15 protein-coding genes are annotated in these 16,119 nt (G+C 73.6%); 4 read left to right on the forward strand and 11 right to left on the reverse strand.

Annotated features, from left to right (window positions below):
* Position 1 precedes the first annotated feature (1 nt).
* Complete coding sequence (locus QP090_RS32945) at positions 2-442, reverse strand: Lrp/AsnC family transcriptional regulator (protein WP_285943570.1); 441 nt, start codon at positions 440-442, stop codon at positions 2-4.
* 91 nt (positions 443-533) lie between these two features.
* Positions 534-1,613, reverse strand: coding sequence for a LacI family DNA-binding transcriptional regulator (locus tag QP090_RS32950; protein WP_285943571.1), 1,080 nt, complete (start codon positions 1,611-1,613; stop codon positions 534-536).
* Between the two features lie 159 nt (positions 1,614-1,772).
* Here QP090_RS32950 and QP090_RS32955 point away from each other — a divergent pair, with 159 nt between their 5' ends.
* A complete protein-coding gene (locus QP090_RS32955) occupies positions 1,773-3,044 on the forward strand; it encodes an ABC transporter ATP-binding protein (RefSeq protein ID WP_285943572.1) in 1,272 nt (423 codons plus the stop codon).
* Positions 3,045-3,115: 71 nt separating this feature from the next.
* On the opposite strand, the gene QP090_RS32960 is transcribed toward QP090_RS32955, so the two are convergent.
* From QP090_RS32960 to QP090_RS32980, 5 genes are all read right to left on the reverse strand, one after another.
* Entirely contained in the window at positions 3,116-4,060 is a 945-nt protein-coding gene (locus QP090_RS32960; protein ID WP_285943573.1) for a carbohydrate ABC transporter permease, read from the reverse strand.
* Complete coding sequence (locus QP090_RS32965) at positions 4,057-5,472, reverse strand: carbohydrate ABC transporter permease (RefSeq protein WP_285943574.1); 1,416 nt, start codon at positions 5,470-5,472, stop codon at positions 4,057-4,059. The genes QP090_RS32960 and QP090_RS32965 overlap by 4 nt, the downstream gene beginning before the upstream one ends.
* A gap of 10 nt (positions 5,473-5,482) precedes the next feature.
* On the reverse strand, positions 5,483-6,823 hold the full coding sequence (locus QP090_RS32970; RefSeq protein WP_285943575.1) for an ABC transporter substrate-binding protein: 1,341 nt from the start codon (positions 6,821-6,823) through the stop codon (positions 5,483-5,485).
* Positions 6,820-8,052 (reverse strand): ABC transporter ATP-binding protein, encoded by a 1,233-nt coding sequence (locus tag QP090_RS32975; RefSeq protein ID WP_285943576.1) that lies wholly within the window; start codon positions 8,050-8,052, stop codon positions 6,820-6,822. The genes QP090_RS32970 and QP090_RS32975 overlap by 4 nt, the downstream gene beginning before the upstream one ends.
* A 339-nt stretch (positions 8,053-8,391) precedes the next feature.
* A complete protein-coding gene (locus QP090_RS32980; protein ID WP_285943577.1) occupies positions 8,392-9,501 on the reverse strand; it encodes a M24 family metallopeptidase in 1,110 nt (369 codons plus the stop codon).
* A 237-nt stretch (positions 9,502-9,738) separates the two neighbouring features.
* Here QP090_RS32980 and QP090_RS32985 point away from each other — a divergent pair, with 237 nt between their 5' ends.
* The 3 genes from QP090_RS32985 to QP090_RS32995 all read left to right on the forward strand — a co-directional run bounded on the left by QP090_RS32985 (position 9,739) and on the right by QP090_RS32995 (position 14,215).
* Positions 9,739-12,228, forward strand: a complete 2,490-nt coding sequence (locus tag QP090_RS32985) for a SpoIIE family protein phosphatase (protein WP_285943578.1) — start codon at positions 9,739-9,741, stop codon at positions 12,226-12,228.
* A gap of 98 nt (positions 12,229-12,326) precedes the next feature.
* Entirely contained in the window at positions 12,327-13,247 is a 921-nt protein-coding gene (locus QP090_RS32990; protein ID WP_285943579.1) for a 5'-3' exonuclease, read from the forward strand.
* A 212-nt stretch (positions 13,248-13,459) separates the two neighbouring features.
* Complete coding sequence (locus QP090_RS32995; RefSeq protein ID WP_285943580.1) at positions 13,460-14,215, forward strand: Crp/Fnr family transcriptional regulator; 756 nt, start codon at positions 13,460-13,462, stop codon at positions 14,213-14,215.
* A 36-nt stretch (positions 14,216-14,251) separates the two neighbouring features.
* Here the strand turns inward: QP090_RS32995 and QP090_RS33000 are convergent, their stop codons facing one another.
* From QP090_RS33000 to QP090_RS33015, 4 genes are all read right to left on the reverse strand, one after another.
* Positions 14,252-14,911, reverse strand: a complete 660-nt coding sequence (locus tag QP090_RS33000; protein WP_285943581.1) for a biliverdin-producing heme oxygenase — start codon at positions 14,909-14,911, stop codon at positions 14,252-14,254.
* A 142-nt stretch (positions 14,912-15,053) separates the two neighbouring features.
* Positions 15,054-15,365, reverse strand: a complete 312-nt coding sequence (locus tag QP090_RS33005) for a DUF2470 domain-containing protein (protein WP_285943582.1) — start codon at positions 15,363-15,365, stop codon at positions 15,054-15,056.
* Between the two features lie 64 nt (positions 15,366-15,429).
* Complete coding sequence (locus QP090_RS33010; protein ID WP_285943583.1) at positions 15,430-15,789, reverse strand: thioredoxin family protein; 360 nt, start codon at positions 15,787-15,789, stop codon at positions 15,430-15,432.
* Positions 15,790-15,873: 84 nt separating this feature from the next.
* Positions 15,874-16,110 (reverse strand): gamma carbonic anhydrase family protein, encoded by a 237-nt coding sequence (locus tag QP090_RS33015; RefSeq protein WP_285943584.1) that lies wholly within the window; start codon positions 16,108-16,110, stop codon positions 15,874-15,876.
* Positions 16,111-16,119 lie beyond the last annotated feature (9 nt).

A 16,119-nucleotide genomic window follows, 5' to 3' on the forward strand; every position in this document is an offset into this window, starting at 1 on the left:
ATCACAGCGACGGTCGGCGGCCCTCCCAGGGGGTGCTGAGCACGACCGTGGTGCGGGTGGCGACGTTGGCGGCGGCGCGGATCTGCTGGAGCAGTTCCTCCAGCTCGTTCGGCGAGGCCACTCGCACCTTGAGGATGTAGCTCTCCTCCCCCGCCACCGAATGGCACGCCTCGATGGCGGTGAGGCCCTCCAGCCGCTCGGGCGCGTCGTCGGGCGCGGCCGGGTCGATCGGCTTGATCGACACGAACGCGGTCAGCGGCAGCCCGATCTGCTGGTGGTCGAGCTGGGCGGTGAAGCCCGTGACGATGCCGCGCTTCTGCAACCGCCGCACCCGCTGGTGCACGGCCGATACCGACAGCCCCGTCTCCTTGGCCAGATCGGTGAAGCTCATCCGGCCGTCGTCGGCGAGCAGGGCCAGGATCTGACGATCGATCTCCTCCACCCCGGAAATCTAGCGTGCCCGCGGGCGCCCTGCCGACCCCTCGGGGTATCACAGATCGGCGCCATCGCGCGCGGGCGGGGCCCCGGGCAGGTCAGGAGGCGCGCCCGGGCCCCCGCCCGCCGCCGCGTCCCGTCCCCCGGCCCGGCCCCCGCCCCGTCCTCGGCGGACCGCAGCTCCCCCGGACGACCAGCTCGGTCGGCAGCAGCACCGGCCCGGTCCGGCCCCGGCGGCTGCGGTCGCGCAGCAGCAGCTCGGTGGCGCGGTAGCCGATGTCGTGGGCGGGCCGCGCGACGGCGGTCAGCGGCGGGTCGCACAGCTCGGCCCACGGCGCGTCGTCGACCATCCCGATCGAGACGTCGGCGGGCACCCGCAGGTCGAGCTCGCGGGCGACCAGCACGGCCGCCTCGCCGAGCAGGTGCCCGGCCGCCAGCACCGCGGTCGCGTCCTGCCGCCGCTGCAACAGGCCCGCCGCCGCGGCGTAGGCGCTGTCGCGGGACGGCCGGGCGGTCACGACCAGGTCCTCGTCGACCGGGACGCCCAGCTCGCCCAGGGCCGTGCGGAAGGCCCGCTCCCGCACGCCCTGGACCGCCCGCGGCGCCGCCGCCCCGAGGAAGGCGACGCGGCGGTGGCCGAGGCCCACCAGGTACTCGGCGAGCGCGCGGACCCCGGCGCCGTCGTCGGCCCGGACCGACGGGATCTCCGGCAGCCCCGGCAGGGCCCGGTCGGCGAACACCACGCTGGCCCCGACGCCGGCGGCGGCGCGCCACTCGGCCGTCTCGCCGGCGGGGATCGCGATGATGCCGTCGACCCGCTGCCCGACGAGCCGGTCGACGATCTCGGCCTCGCGCGCCGCGTCGCCATGCGAGACGTCCAGCACCACGTGCTCGCCGAGGCTGGCGGCGCAGGCCAGCACGCCGGCGATCAGCTCGGCGCGGAACGGGTCGGTGACGTCGGGGACCACCAGGCCGATGCCGCCGCTGCTGCGCAGCTTCAGGCCGCGACCGAGGGCGCTCGGGCGGTAGTCCAGCTCGGCCGCGGCGGCCAGCACACGCGCGCGGGTCGGCGCGCTCACCGAGCCGGTGCCGGAGAAGACCCGCGAGACGGTGGCGATGCCGACCCCCGCCGCCGCGGCCACGTCCTTGATCGTCGCCGTCCGCCGCCCCTGCGCCACGCTCCGCCTCCCGTCCCGGCCCACCACCGCGGGCCGCCACGATCTTCCCACAACGGACCTTTCTCTGGAAACGTTTCCATGATGTTTAATCCACCCATTGGTACGAATGCCCTGCTGGACAGGGATTGATGGGAAACGTTTCCATCGAGAGGGGATCTGATGGCCAAGATCGTGCTGGACGGCGTGGACAAGGTGTACTCCGGCGGCGTCAAGGCAGTCGACGGGCTGGACCTGGAGATCCGCGACGGTGAGTTCATGGTGCTGGTCGGCCCCTCGGGCTGCGGCAAGTCGACCGCGCTGCGGATGGTCGCCGGCCTGGAGGAGATCAGCGGCGGCGAGGTCACCATCGGCGACCGGGTGGTCAACGACCTGGCGCCCAAGGACCGCGACATCGCGATGGTGTTCCAGAACTACGCGCTCTACCCGCACATGACCGTCGAGCAGAACCTGGCCTTCGGGCTGAAGCTGCGCGGCACCCCCAAGTCCGAGATCAAGGAGAAGGTGCTCGACGCCGCCAAGATGCTCGGCCTCGAGCAGTTCCTGGCCCGCAAGCCCGCCGCACTGTCGGGCGGCCAGCGGCAGCGCGTGGCGATGGGCCGCGCCATCGTCCGCCAGCCGCAGGCGTTCCTGATGGACGAGCCGCTGTCCAACCTGGACGCCAAGCTGCGCGTCTCGATGCGCGCCTCGCTCAGCCAGCTCCACGAGCGGCTCGGCGTCACCACCGTGTACGTCACCCACGACCAGGTCGAGGCGATGACGCTCGGCTCGCGGGTCTGCGTGCTGCGCGAGGGCCGGCTCCAGCAGGTCGACACCCCGCAGCGGCTGTTCGACAACCCGGTGAACCTGTTCGTCGCGGGCTTCATCGGCTCGCCCGCGATGAACTTCGCCACCGCCGAGCTCACCCGCGGCGACGGCGGCGCGCAGGTCGCGTTCGCCGGCTACACCCTGCCCGTCCCGGACGCGGTCCTGGCCGAGCGCCCCGGGCTGGAGGACTGGCTCGGCAAGAAGCTCATCCTCGGCGTCCGCCCCTCCGACTTCGAGGACTCCGCGCACGCCAAGCCGGAATGGGCGCCGATGGCGGCCCGCTCCAGCGTCACCGAGGAGCTCGGCAGCGAGATCAACGTCATCTTCGCCATCGACGCGCCCCCGGTCGAGCACAAGGACACCGCCGACCTGGCCGAGGACGCCACCGAGGGCGAGACCGACATGGCGATCCCGCTGACCGACAACAAGGCGCTGTGGACGGCCCGCGTCAACGCCCGCTCGAACGTGCGGCCCGGCCAGGACATCAGCCTGGCCGTCGACACCCGCCGCCTGCACTTCTTCGACCCCGCCAGCGGCCTGGCCATCGGGCTCGCCCCGGCGGCCCCCGCCGAGGCGGCCGACACCCCGCCGGTCGACACCGGGAAGGCGCCGGCCAAGAAGCCGTGAGCACGCCGACGTGACGGTGCCCGCGCCCGGGGAGGGGCGCGGGCACCGTCACGTCCGGACGCGGGGCGCGGTCACTTCACCGAGCCCGCCAGCACCCCCTGCACGAAGTAGCGCTGGAAGGCGAAGAAGACCACCAGCGGGATAATCAGCGACAGGAACGCGCCGGGCGCCAGGACGTCGATGTTGCCGGTGAACTGCCGCATCTGCGACTGGAGCCACTGCGTCATCGGCTGCGAGCTCGGGTCGGCGAACACCAGCGCCACCAGCAGGTCGTTCCACACCCACAGGAACTGGAAGATGCCGAGCGAGGCGATCGCCGGGCCGCCCAGCGGGAAGACCACCCGCCGGAAGATCGTCCACTCCGAGCCGCCGTCCATCCGCGCCGCCTCCAGCAGGTCGCGCGGGATCGCGGCGAAGAAGTTGCGCAGCAGGAAGATGGCGAACGGCAGCCCGAACGCGACGTGGAACAGCACCACGCCGGTGATCGAGCCGGCCATCTTGAACCCGCCGAAGTCGATCTGCCCGTACAGCTTGGCGACCGGGATCAGCCCGAGCTGGACCGGCACCACCAGCAGCGCCACCACCAGCAGGAACAGCCAGTCCCGGCCGGGGAACTCCAGCCACGCGAACGCGTAGGCGGCCAGCGAGGCGATCACCACCACCAGCGTGGTGGCGGGCACCGTGATCAGCACCGTGTTCCAGAACGAGTCGACGAAGTCGGACTTGTCGAGCAGCGCCGAGTACGACTGGAAGGTGAGCTGCGACGGCTTGCTGAACACCTGCCACCAGCCGCCGCCGTTGTTGTCCTCGTTGGACCGCAGTGAGGCGATGAGCAGCCCGAACGTCGGCACCAGCCAGAACAGCGCGATGACGGCCAGCACCGCCTGGACGGCGCCGCCGCCGACGCGGCCGACGACGCGGGCCACCACGCTGCGCCGGGGCGCGCCGGCCGCGCTCCCGGCACCGGGACGCGGGGCGTCCGCGGCGGTGCCCGCCTGGGTTCCCGCGGTGCTCATGAGCGCTCCTGCCGCAGTCTCCGGATGTTGAACAGCATGGCGGGCACCACCAGCAGGAGCAGCAGCACCGCGATCGCGCTGCCCGCCCCGGGGTCGTTGCCCCCGCCGAACGACTCGGTCCACATCCGCAGGGCCAGCACGCCGGCCGTCGGATCACCGCCGCCGATGATGTACACCAGGTCGAAGACCTTCATCACGTTGATGACCAGCGTCACCAGCACCACGACCAGGACCGGCGCCAGCAGCGGGATGGTGACCCGCCGGAACACCTGCCCCTCGGTCGCGCCGTCCACCCGCGCCGCCTCCAGGGCGTCCCGGGGGATGGCGGCGAGCCCGGCGGCGATCAGCACCATCGCGAAGCCGGCCCACACCCACAGGTACGCCACCATGATCGAGATGGTGATGAGGGTGCCGCCGAGCCATTGGACACCGCCGTAGGGGGCGGTGAAGTTGTCCTCCGGCAGCCTCAGCGTGACCGAGCCGGACGGCAGCTTCTTCAACGTGAAGGTGCCGTCGGCGGCGCTGGTGGCCTTGGCGACCACCTTGCCACCGCTGACCGCCTCGATCCGGACGCCGGGCAGCCCGCTCTCGCCGGTGTTGGGCTTGTCCAGCTCGCCGCCGCCGCCCTTGGTGAAGTCGAACCAGACCGTGCCGGTCACCTGGCCCGCCTTGGCGGCGGGCGGCTGCGCGGCGGGCTTGGCGTCCTTGGGCAGGTTCTCGGGCTTGACCCGCAGCAGCGGGACGAGCGCGGTCTGGCCGGCGCCGAACGCGCCGGTCGTGACCACCGCCCCGCCGTCGGCGCGCACCAGCGCGGTCTTGGCGTGCGGGCCCGCGCCCGGGTAGCCGGTACCGCCCTTGATGGTGTCGTGGACGCCCACGGCCACGGCGTTGAGCACGCCCTTGTCGGGGTCCTGCTGGTACACCAGCCGGAAGATCACGCCGGAGGCGAGGAAGGACACCGCCATCGGCATGAACACCACCAGCTTGAACGCGGTCGACCAGCGGATCCGCTCGCTGAGCACGGCGAACAGCAGCCCGAAGATGGTCACCACGGTCGGTGCGAACACCACCCAGACCGCGGTGTTGCGCACCGCGACCAGGTTGTCGTGCCCCTGGAAGATCCCGGTGTAGTTGTCCAGCCCGACGAAGGAGTCCCCGGACGCGTCCAGGAAACTGCGGATCACCGAGAAGACGATCGGGTAGATCACCAGGAAGCCGAGCAGCAGCAGCGCGGGCATCAGGAAGAACAGCGCCAGCCAGGACGGCGGCGCGATCCCTCCCGCCCGGCCGCCGCCGCGGCGGCGGCCGGTGGCCGCGGGTTCGGTTTCGGCGGCGGTGCCGCCGGCCGGGTCCGCCGGCGGCACCTTGTCGTGCGGCACGTCTTCGTGCGGCGCGCTGTCTTCGGCCTTCATGAAGGGTCCTCTAGCTCTTGTACGCCTTCGCGGCCTCGGCCTCGAGCTTGGCCTGCGTGCCCTTGACGTCGGTCGGCTTCTGCACGAACGTGCGGAGCGCCTCCCACTCGCCCTTGCCCGGCGTGGCGCCGAACGCGGCCGGGGCCAGGTCGGACAGGTCGTAGCGGGCCGCGTCGCCGGACTTCAGGATCTGGGCGACCAGCTCTTTGGCGACCGGGTCGGAGTAGGCGTCCGGGGCGACGCCCTTGTTCGGCGTCAGGTAGCCGCCGAGCCCGGCCCAGACCTTGCCCGCCTCGGACGAGGCGAGGAACTTCAGCAGCTCCTGCCCGCCCTTCCCGTCCTTGAGCGCGACGGCGATGTCGCCGCCGAGGACGGCCGGGGCGACCTGCCCGGCCTTGGGGAAGGGGAACACCTTGGCGTCGGTGCCGACCTTGGCCTTGGTGGTGGCGATGTTGGCCGCGGCGAAGTCGCCGCCGTAGACCATCGCGGCCTTCTGCTGGCCGAACGTCTGGGTGACCGACTCGTCGAACTTGGTCTGCCGCGCCCCGGCGACGCCGCCCGAGATCAGGTCCGGCTTGCCCCAGATCTTGGCCAGGGTCTCCAGCGCGGTGCCGACCGAGGGGTCGGTCCACTTGATCTCGTGCTTGGCGAGCTTGTCGTACTGCTCGGGCCCGGCCTGCGACAGGTAGACGTTCTCGAACCAGTCGGTCAGCGTCCAGGAGTCCTGCGCCCCGGCGGCCAGCGCGAACGGGGTGGTGCCCGAGTCCTGGACGGTGCCGGCGACCGAGACCAGGTCGTCGAAGGTCTGCGGCGGCTGCACCCCGGCGTTGGAGAACGCCTCGGTCCGATACCAGATGATCGACTTGTAGGCGGCCTTGACCAGCACCGCGTACGGCTTGCCCTGGGCCGAGCCGAGCTCCTTCCAGTACGGGGAGAAGTTCTTGTCGACCTCGCTCACCACGTCGGCGGCGAGCGGCTTGAGCGCGCCCTTGTCCGCGTACTGCTGCATCAGCCCCGGCTGCGGCAGGACCGCCACGTCCGGCGGGTTCTTGGCCTCCAGCCGCGGGCCGAGGTAGGCGTCGGTGTTCTCCCCGGTCGAGGCGTAGGTGACCGTCGCGCCGGTCTTCTTCTCGAACGCCTGGAGGACCTTGCGGAAGTTGGCCTCCTCCGGCCCGGTCCACTTGGCCGCGATCTCGATCTTGGTGCCCTTGAGCTCGCCGCCGCCCGCGGGCGCCGCCCCGTCGCCCTTGTCGTCGTCCCCGCCGCCGCACGCCGCGGCGGAGGCGAGCAGGCCCGCCACCACGGCGGCGCTCACCACCCGCCGGCTCATCAGACGCCTGCTGACCCTCATACCTCGTCCTCCCTGGGCGAACCGGCGGCCGACTCCCAGATCGAAGCGCCGGTCTCGATGTCGAAGAAATGCAGGCGGCCGGTGTCGACCTGGATCGTCACCGGGTCGCCGACCTTGACGCGGGTGCGCGGGCTGAAGCGCGCGACCAGGTCGGTGCGGGGCGCCTCCAGGTGCCCGAGCACGTCGGTCCCCGCGTCGCGGGCGAGCTCCTTGGTGTCCTCGGTGACGACCTGGGCGGCCTCGACCGCGAAGTGCACCAGGACGTCCGAGCCCATCGCCTCCACCAGGTCGGCGGTGGACGTCAGCGACGCCCCGCCGCCGGCGCCGGCGGCGGCCAGCTCGGAGTCCTCCATGTCCTCGGGGCGGATCCCGACGACCAGGTCGCGGCCGAGGTAGGCGGCGAGGGCGGGCCGCTCGCGCAGCACCCGTCCCGGCACCGCCAGGGTCTGGCCGCCGACCTCGATCCGCGGGTCCTCCGCGTCGCCGGTCAGCCTGCCCTGGAGCAGGTTCATGGCGGGCGAGCCGATGAACCCGGCCACGAACAGGTTCGCCGGCCGGTCGTAGAGCTCCTGCGGCGCGGCCACCTGCTGGAGGTGCCCCTTCTTCATCACCGCGACCCGGTCGCCGAGCGTCATCGCCTCGGTCTGGTCGTGCGTGACGTAGACGGTGGTGACGCCGAGGTCGCGCTGGATGCGGGCGATCTCGGCGCGCATCTGGACGCGCAGCTTGGCGTCCAGGTTGGACAGCGGCTCGTCCATCAGGAACGCCTGCGGCTCGCGGACGATCGCACGCCCCATCGCGACCCGCTGCCGCTGACCGCCCGAGAGGTTGCGCGGCTTGCGGCTCAGATGCTCGGTGAGCCCGAGCGTCTGCGCGGCCTTGTCGACCTTCTCCCGGATCTCCGCTTTGGGGATCCGGCGCAGCGACAGCCCGAACCCGATGTTGTCGCGGACCGACAGGTGCGGGTAGAGCGCGTAGCTCTGGAACACCATCGCCACGTCGCGGTCGCGCGCGGGCACCCGGTTGACCTCCCGGTCCGCGATCGTGACCGTCCCCTCCGAGATGTCCTCGAGCCCGGCGACCATCCGCAACGCGGTCGTCTTGCCGCAACCCGAGGGGCCGACGAGGACGAGGAACTCCCCGTCGGCGATCGTGAGGTTCAGGTCGGTCACGGCACGGGTCCCGTCGGGATAGACCTTCCCGACGCCCGTCAGGGCGACCTCTGCCACGGCGTCTCCTCCTCGTCCTGCACGGCTGCGTCGGGCGCCGCCCGGGGTCGGGCCCCGGATGTCCGCCCGCGACGCGGGGCTCGCGCATCGGCGCCCCCCGCGGAACACCCCAAGGAAGTACAGGGCCGGACGGCCCCGCCGCAAGATCAACAGTGGCCGTCGTCACATTTGGTGCAGAGATCGTTATCTGCTCGTTCCAGACATGACGCGGGCGGGGGCCGTCCGGCCCCCGCCCGCGTCCGCGCGCCCCCGGCGCCGGCCGTCCGCGCCCCCTCGGCACGCCCGCCCGCGCGCCGTCCGCGCGTGTCCGGAAGCGGCCACGCCGCGTCCGGATTCCGCTCAGCCGACGACCACCAGCCCCCGGCCGGTGCGGTTCATCCGCTCGTGCCCGTCGGCGGTGCACACCACGATGTCCTCAATGCGCGCGCCGTGCGGGCCGGGGTAGATGCCCGGCTCGATCGAGAACGCCATGCCGGCCTCGAGCGGCTCGGTGTTGCCTGCCACGATGTAGGGCTCCTCGTGCGTCTCCAGCCCGATGCCGTGGCCGGTGCGGTGGATGAAGTACTCCCCGTACCCGGCCGCCGCGATCACCTCGCGGCCCGCCGCGTCGACCGCCTCGGGCGTCGCGCCCGGCCGGACCGCGTCGCAGGACGCCTGCTGCGCCTCCTTCAGCACCTCGTAATAGGCCAGGTAGTCGGCCGGCGGCTCGCCCACGCAGTAGTCGCGGGTCGAGTCCGAGCAGTAGCCGCTCGGCATCGTCCCGCCGATGTCGACCACCACCGGCTCACCGGCCCCGATCACCCGGTCCGACAGCTCGGCGTGCGGGCTGGCGCCGTTCGGGCCGGAGCCGACGATCACGAAGTCCACCGCGGCGTGCCCCTCGGCGATGATGGCGTCGGCGATGTCCCGGCCCACCTCGCGCTCGGTGCGGCCGGCCTTCAGGAACCCCGGCACCCGCGCGTGCACCCGGTCGATCGCCGCGCCGGCCTCGCGCAGCGCCGCGATCTCGGCGGCGCTCTTGCGCATCCGCAGCCCGCTCAGCACCCGCCCGGCGGCGACCTGCTCGGCGCCCGGCAGCGCGGCGCGGAACCGCAGCGCCATGACCGCCCACATCCGGTCGGCCACGCCCACCTTCGCCAGGCCGCCCGGCAGCCGGCCCGCCACGAGCGCGAACGGGTCGTCGGTCTCGTCCCAGGGCACCAGCTCCACGCCGAGGCCGCCCGCCGGCGACTCCCGCGCCGCGGGCAGCTCGAGCCGCGGCACGACCATGAACGCCTCGCCCTCGGCCGGGACCACCAGGCAGGTCAGCCGCTCGAGGGGAAGCGCGTCATAGCCGGTGACGTAGCGCAGGTCGGGGCCGGGCGTCAGGAACAGTGCGCCCAGTCCCGCGCGCGCCGCCTCCTCCTGGACGCGTCCGAGCCGCTCACGCGGATACAACTCCTTTGTCACATCCGTCTCCATTCTCGGTAGTGGTGCTCCGGCCGCGACACGGGGCCGCACGACGGAAATACCACTTCCTCCCTCCCCTATGACCAGGTACTGTTACATTCCGTAGGTGCTCCGATACAGGATCGCGCACTTCGGGCACGACACCAGGATGGCAAGTCCCGCCTGGTCCCGTCGCGCCGGGAGGGGCCCGGCCCGGCCGGGGCCCGCCCGGTAACCGCGCCCCCGCCGGAGCCGCCGATGCACCAGAGCCAGACCGTCGCCTTGGCCGCCACCATCGAACGGCTCCGCCTGGAATTGCAGGCCGAGCGCAGCGCATGGCGCGCCCGTACCGTGATCGAGCAGGCCAAGGGGCTGCTCGCCGAACGGCACGGCTGCGGCATCGAGACCGCCTACGACCATCTGCTGGAGCTGGCCGTCGAGGCCGCCGTGGAGCCCGCGGTCGCCGCCGCGCTGCTGCTGGGCACCGACGCCGACGCCCCGGCCGACGCGGCGGCCCGCCCGCGCGGCACGGTCTTCGAGCCCGCCACTTACCTGGAGCCGCCCGGCGCCTCCGCGGCGCCGCCCCCACCCGGCAGCACGTCGGGCGGCACGTCGGGCGGGGCGCAGGGCGGGGCGTCCGACCCGGCGCCCCTCTCGGCGTCCGTTCCCCCGCAGGGCGGCCCGCCCGGCGACGGCGCGCGCCCGGCCGGGCGCGCCGCCGCGTCCGACGACATCGGGCCGTTGCCGGCGCCGCTCGCCGCCGCCCGTCATCTGGCCGCCGCGGCGTTCGCCGCGTGCCGCAGTGCCGACGAGCTGGCGCGGCGGCTCACCGAGGAGGCCCTCGGGTGGCTCGGCGCGCAGTCCGCACTGCTCACACTGCTGGAGCCCGACGGCGCGCTGCGGGTCGCGGGCGCGCACGACCTGCCCGCGCACGTGGTCTCCGAGTGGGCGCGGATCCCGCCGCACAGCGACATCGGCCTGGTCCGCGCCGTCCGCGAGGCGACGCCGGTCTGGTCGGCCGACCCCGGCGCGCTCGCCCTGGTCGGCGCGGCGGCCGGGCACGAGGGGCCGCACTCGTGCCTGCCGCTGGTCGCCGGCGGCCGGATCATCGGGGCCGCCGAGATCGGCTGGACGCTCGGCTCGGTCACCGACGACGGCACCCGCCGCTACGTCCTGGCGGTTCTGGCGACGTGCGCGCGGCGGCTGGGCGAGCTGGCGCCCGCGACCGGCGGCGCCGACGCCCCCTGGCTGCGCGCGGTCCTCGACACGACCCAGGCGCCGAGCGCCCTGATGTCCCCGATCCGCGACCGGGACGGCACCGTGGTCGACTTCCAGGTCGACGCCGTCAACGCCGACGCCGCCGACCTGCTCGGGCGCCACCGCGACGAGATCATCGGCGTCCGGCTGCTGGAGAGCTACCCGGGGCTCGGGCTGTCCGGCCTGTTCGGCGCGTACGTGGAAGTGCTCGAGACCGGCACGCCGCTGCGCCGGGGCCCGCGCGACTACGCCAGCATCGACGCGGGCCGGGTGGTGCCGGCCACGCTGAGCGTGCGGGCGTGCCGGCTCGGCGGCGGCGTGCTGGCCAGCTGGCGCTTCCACGACGACACCGCCGACCTGGCCGCGCAACTGGCCCAGGCGCAGCGCCTGGGCAACCTCGGCTGGAGCCGCTGGGACCTGCTGACCGGCGAGGTCCGCTGGTCCGAGCAGCTCTACACCATCTTCGGCCGGCCCCGGACCGAGGGGCCGCTGGCGCTCGAGCGGCTCGCCGAGCACGTGGTGCCCGAGGACCTGCCGAAGGCCGAGCAGCTCATGCGCACCCTGCTCGGCCGCCGCGAGCCCGCCGAGGTCGAGCTGCGCGTCCAGGCCGGGCCCGACCTGCGGCACCTGCGGGTGATGGCCGAGCCGATCCTCGACCCGCTCGGCGCGCCGGTCGCGCTACACACGGTGTTCCAGGACGTCAGCCAGCGGCGCCGCACCGACGAGGTGCTCGCCGCGACCCGGCTCCAGCTCAAGCGCGAGCGCCGGCACATCGCCGAGGAGCGGCACATCGCGGTGGAGCTCCAGCGCGCGATCCTGCCGCTCCCCCGCGGCGCCCGCACGCTGCCCGGTATGCGGGCCGCCGTCCGCTACCTGCCGGCCCAGCGGCACACCCGGGTCGGCGGCGACTGGTACGACGCGGCGGCGCTGTCGGACGAGGAGGTCTTCCTCGCCATCGGCGACGTGTCCGGGCACGGCCTGGCCGCCGCCGCCGCGATGGCCCGCATGCGCAACGCGCTCAGCGGCCTGACCTGCACCGGCGAGCCGCCCGACCGGCTGCTGGGCTGGCTCAACCGGCTGCTGATGGACCGGCACGGGTCGCTCACCGCGAGCGCGATCGCCGCCGTCTACCGGCCCGGCCCGCGCACGCTGACGTGGGCGCAGGCCGGGCATCCGCCGCCGGTGCTGCTCCGCCACGGCACCGCGCGGCTGCTCGAGGCCCCCGACGGCGTCCTGCTCGGCGTGCTCGACCATCCGCGCCTGGAGCTGGCCACCACGCGGCTCGAGGGCGGCGACCTGCTGCTGTTCTACACCGACGGGCTCGTCGAGCGGCGCGACCGCGACCTCAGCGACGGGTTCGCGCTGCTGCGCGCCGCCGTGGAGGAGCGTCCCATGGCGGGCCCCGACGGCGTCATCGACCACGTCCTGCGGGCGCTCGGCGCGGCCAACCCCGACGACGACACCTGCCTGCTGGCCGTCAAGCTCACCTGACCGGGCGGCGCCGGGCGCGCGGTGCCCGCCGGCGGGCCGCCGCCCGGGCCCGCCGCGTCGCGTCCCGACCCGGACGGTGGCGTGCGACGATGTGGGCCATGAGCGGGCTCATGCTGCTGGACACGCCGTCGTTGTACTTCCGCGCCTTCTACGGGGTGCCCGAATCGGTGACCGCGCCGGACGGGACGCCGGTGAACGCGGTCCGCGGGCTGCTCGACATGATCGCGAGGCTGGTTCGGGACCGGTCCCCCGAACGCGTCGTGTGCTGCATGGACGCCGACTGGCGGCCCGCGTTCCGCGTCGCGGCGCTGGCCTCGTACAAGGCGCACCGGGTCGCCGACGACGGCGGCGACCAGACGCCCGACGCGCTGTCGGCGCAGCTGCCGGTCATCGACGCGGTGCTCGACGCGTTCGGCCTCGCCAGGACGGGCGTGCCGGGCTACGAGGCCGACGACGTGATCGGCACGCTCGCCGTGCGGGGCGCCGCGGACGGGCCCGTCGACATCGTGACCGGCGACCGCGACCTGTTCCAGCTCGTCGACGAGCGGGGCCCGGTGCTGGTGCTCTACACCGCGCGCGGGATCAGGAACCTCCAGGTGATGGGCGAGAAGGAGGTCGCGGCCAAGTACGGCATCCCGGGGCGCGGCTACGCCGAGTACGCCACGCTGCGCGGCGACCCGAGCGACGGGCTGCCGGGCGTGCCGGGCGTCGGCGACAAGACGGCGGCGGCGCTGGTCACCCGGTTCGGGTCGGTCGAGGCCATCCTGGCCGCGCTGGACACCGGGTCCGACACGGGCTTCCCGGCGGGGGCGCGGCGCAAGATGGAGGCGGCGCGCGACTACCTGGCGTCCGCCGAGACGGTGGTGCGGGTCGTCACCGACATCGGCGCGCCCGAGCTGCGCGGGCTGGACGACCGGCTGCCGGCCGCGCCGCGCGATCCCGCGGCGCTGGTCGAGCTCGCCGAGCGGTGGAACCTGGACGGCCCGGTCAACCGCCTCCTCAACGCACTGCCGTCCTGACCGGAGATCCGGTCAGTGTGTCAGAAGACGCAGACAACCCGTGTCCGCGGTAGCAGCATCGCGATCAATGGGGGGCTTTCCTGGACAGGCAGGCAGTGGACGCCGGCAGGGCGGGACGCCGGGAACGCCGCGGGAGCCGCGGGTCCGCTGGAGATGACCACGCCCCGAACCGCGAGCCTCCGCCCGCGGAGGACTCAGAAAACGGACCCCCAGTGATCGAAAGGGCTTCTGCACCGCTCGACGCTCCGGCCGCGGCCGTGCCCGAGGTCTCCTCCCCCGGGCGGGGGGACGGCTTCTGGGACGCGCTCGACGGACCCGAGCGCGTCGCCCTGCGGGCGGTGTCCCGCCCGCGCGGCTTCGCCCCGAAGGTCCCGCTCTGCTACGAGGGGGACGAGTCGGACCACATCATCATCATCGAGGCCGGCTGGGCCAAAGTGACCTCCTCCACCGAGAACGGCCACGACGTGGTGCTGGCCGTGCGGGGGCCCGGCGACCTGGTCTGCGAGAGCGCGGTGCTCGGCAGCCGGCTCCGCTCGGCGAGCGTGACGGCGCTCAGCCCGGTCCGCGCGCTGGTGGTGCCCGCCGCCCGCTTCACCGGGTTCCTGGACGCGCATCCGCGGGTGTGGCTGCTGGTCAGCAGCAACTTCGTACGGCGGCTCGACGATGCCACCCGGCGGCTCCAGGCGCACGTGTCGGCGAAGGGCGCGCAGCGCCTGGCGCTGCTGCTGGCCGACCTGGCCGAGCTGTCGGCCCGGCACTGCCCGCCCGGCCCGGACGGCGGGATCGACATCGCGCCGCCGCTGTCCCAGGAAGAGCTCGGGAGCTGGATGGACGCCTCCCGCGAGACCGTGGCGCGGGCGCTCAACAACCTGCGCCGGCGCGGGCTGGTGCGCACCGGCTGGCGCCGGATCACCGTGGTGGACCTGCACGGGCTCCGCGCGTTCGCGCAGGGCCGCGGCGAGCGGTGACCCGGCCCACTGCCTTTACGTTGTAGATCCGTTTCGTCAGGCGGCGGGGATCTTGAGTTCGCGACCGAGGGCCTCGGTGACCGAGGCGTTCAGCCGGTAGGCGGTCTTGACCTCGGCGATGATCCGCTCGCGCTCGGCGGCGTCCCAGGGCGCGGCGTCCAGGAGCGCGCGATAGCGGTCCTTGTAGCCCTTCGGCTTGCCCGGGAACCGGTAGAAGCGCACGCCGTCGCCGTCCGCGCCGAGGCCGAGGCGGAGCTGCACCTGCTTGCCGATGTACTGGCCGCCGGACAGGTCGCCGAGGTAGCGGGTGTAGTGGTGGGCGACGAAGCCGCCGGGCCAGTCGAAGCAGATCTCGCGGAGCCGGTCGCAGTAGCGGCGGGTGGCCTCGCTCGGCGCGAGCCGCTCGCGCCAGCCCGGCCCGTAGTAGAAGGCCAGGTCGGCCTCCAGCGCATCGCGGCGGCACAGGTCGGCGAAGGCGAACGGGCCGGCCACCGGGTCGGCGGCCATCCGCTCGGCGGCGGCGCGCTCCAGCGTGTCGTAGACGGGGTGAAGCTGCGCGACCAGCACGGCGTACTCCTCGCGCCCGAGCCGCCCGCCGACCAGCGCGCTCATGTAGGAGGAGCCCTCGTTGTCGCCGTGGTCGCTCCAGGTGGCCGCCCGCAGCTGGGCCGAGAACGCCTCGTCCGGCTCCGCCATGTCCATCCTCCCTCTCCCGCCGGATCCCGGTCTTCGAGTTAGGCTAGCCTTGCCTAAATTCGAACGGAAGGCCTCGCGGCGAGGTTTCCGACGTGACGTCGGCTACTTTACCTACGCCACGTCGGGACGACCAGTGGGAGGGTCAGTGCGCCTCCGGCGGAGCCGACCCGAGGAGCTCCCTGGCCTCGCCGTACATCCGCACCACCTCGCGGCGGACCTGGGCGCGTTCGGTGAGCCGCCCGCTCCACGGGACCCGCACCACCGCCTCGCCGCCCTCCACCGCGGCGGCGAGGTCGAGCCCGTCGGCGTCCATACCCGTCATCCGCGCGGCGGTCGCCTCGGGCCGCCCGCCGAGCGCGCGGCAGATCAGCAGGCAGTCGGCGGCGTGGTCCTGGTTCATGTGCCGCGCGATCTGGCGTACGACGTCCTCGGTGAAGGGCTCCGCCTCGGTCATGGAACCGTCCTTTCGCACTGGTGCCGGTCCCGCAACCCTAGAGGCCGCCCGGACGTGCGGGATGTCAGCCCGTCGCGGTGGCCTCCCGGCGCACCTCGTCCATGTCGACCCCGCGGGCCTGGGTGATCAGGTCCTCCAGCGTCGCCTCCGGCAGCGCGCCGGGCTCGCTGTACAGCACCACCTTGTCGCGGACGATGGCCAGCGTCGGGATCGAGCCGATCTCGAACGCGGCGGCCAGCTCCGGCTCGGCCTCGGTGTCGACCTTGGTGAACACGATGTCGGGGTGGCGCTCGGACACCCGCTCGTACACCGGCGCGAACGACCGGCACGGTCCGCACCAGGCCGCCCAGAAATCGATCAGCACGAAGCCGTTCCCCCCGACCGTGTCGTCGAAGGTGTCCCTGGTCAGGTTGACGGTTGCCATGTCACTTCCCCTTCATTGGCCCTATGGCTAGGAGAACAAGAGGAACGGCCGGGAGATTTCCCGCCCGCCCGGAGCGGGGGGCGGTCAGGACCGCAGGAGGGTGAGGCCGGTGGCGTAGCGGCGGGTGTGCACGACGGTGCCGTCCTGGACGGAGGTGCGGGCGCCGACGGTGATGGTGCCGTAGTCGCCGCGCAGCACGGCGCCGGGCCAGACGGACGCGCCGGCCCCGAGGACGACCGAGCCGATGACGGTCGCCTGCGGGTGGACGTAGGCGGAGGGGTGGAGGTCGGGGACCTGGTCCCCGAGCGCGTAGACGGCCATGATCACCTG

The sequence above is a fragment of the Actinomadura xylanilytica genome (assembly GCF_030283145.1).
GTDB lineage: Bacteria > Actinomycetota > Actinomycetes > Streptosporangiales > Streptosporangiaceae > Spirillospora > Spirillospora xylanilytica.

What these genes read in the sequence shown, in the direction of transcription:
- QP090_RS32955 (WP_285943572.1), top strand. Translation starts at nt 1,773, where the DNA reads ATGGCCAAGATCGTGCTGGACGGCGTGGACAAGGTGTACTCCGGCGGC.
- QP090_RS32960 (WP_285943573.1), bottom strand. Translation starts at nt 4,060, where the DNA reads ATGAGCACCGCGGGAACCCAGGCGGGCACCGCCGCGGACGCCCCGCGT.
- QP090_RS32965 (WP_285943574.1), bottom strand. Translation starts at nt 5,472, where the DNA reads ATGAAGGCCGAAGACAGCGCGCCGCACGAAGACGTGCCGCACGACAAG.
- QP090_RS32970 (WP_285943575.1), bottom strand. Translation starts at nt 6,823, where the DNA reads ATGAGGGTCAGCAGGCGTCTGATGAGCCGGCGGGTGGTGAGCGCCGCC.
- QP090_RS32985 (WP_285943578.1), top strand. Translation starts at nt 9,739, where the DNA reads ATGCACCAGAGCCAGACCGTCGCCTTGGCCGCCACCATCGAACGGCTC.
- QP090_RS32990 (WP_285943579.1), top strand. Translation starts at nt 12,327, where the DNA reads ATGAGCGGGCTCATGCTGCTGGACACGCCGTCGTTGTACTTCCGCGCC.
- QP090_RS33000 (WP_285943581.1), bottom strand. Translation starts at nt 14,911, where the DNA reads ATGGCGGAGCCGGACGAGGCGTTCTCGGCCCAGCTGCGGGCGGCCACC.
- QP090_RS33005 (WP_285943582.1), bottom strand. Translation starts at nt 15,365, where the DNA reads ATGACCGAGGCGGAGCCCTTCACCGAGGACGTCGTACGCCAGATCGCG.
- QP090_RS33010 (WP_285943583.1), bottom strand. Translation starts at nt 15,789, where the DNA reads ATGGCAACCGTCAACCTGACCAGGGACACCTTCGACGACACGGTCGGG.
- QP090_RS33015 (WP_285943584.1), bottom strand. Translation starts at nt 16,110, where the DNA reads ATGGCCGTCTACGCGCTCGGGGACCAGGTCCCCGACCTCCACCCCTCC.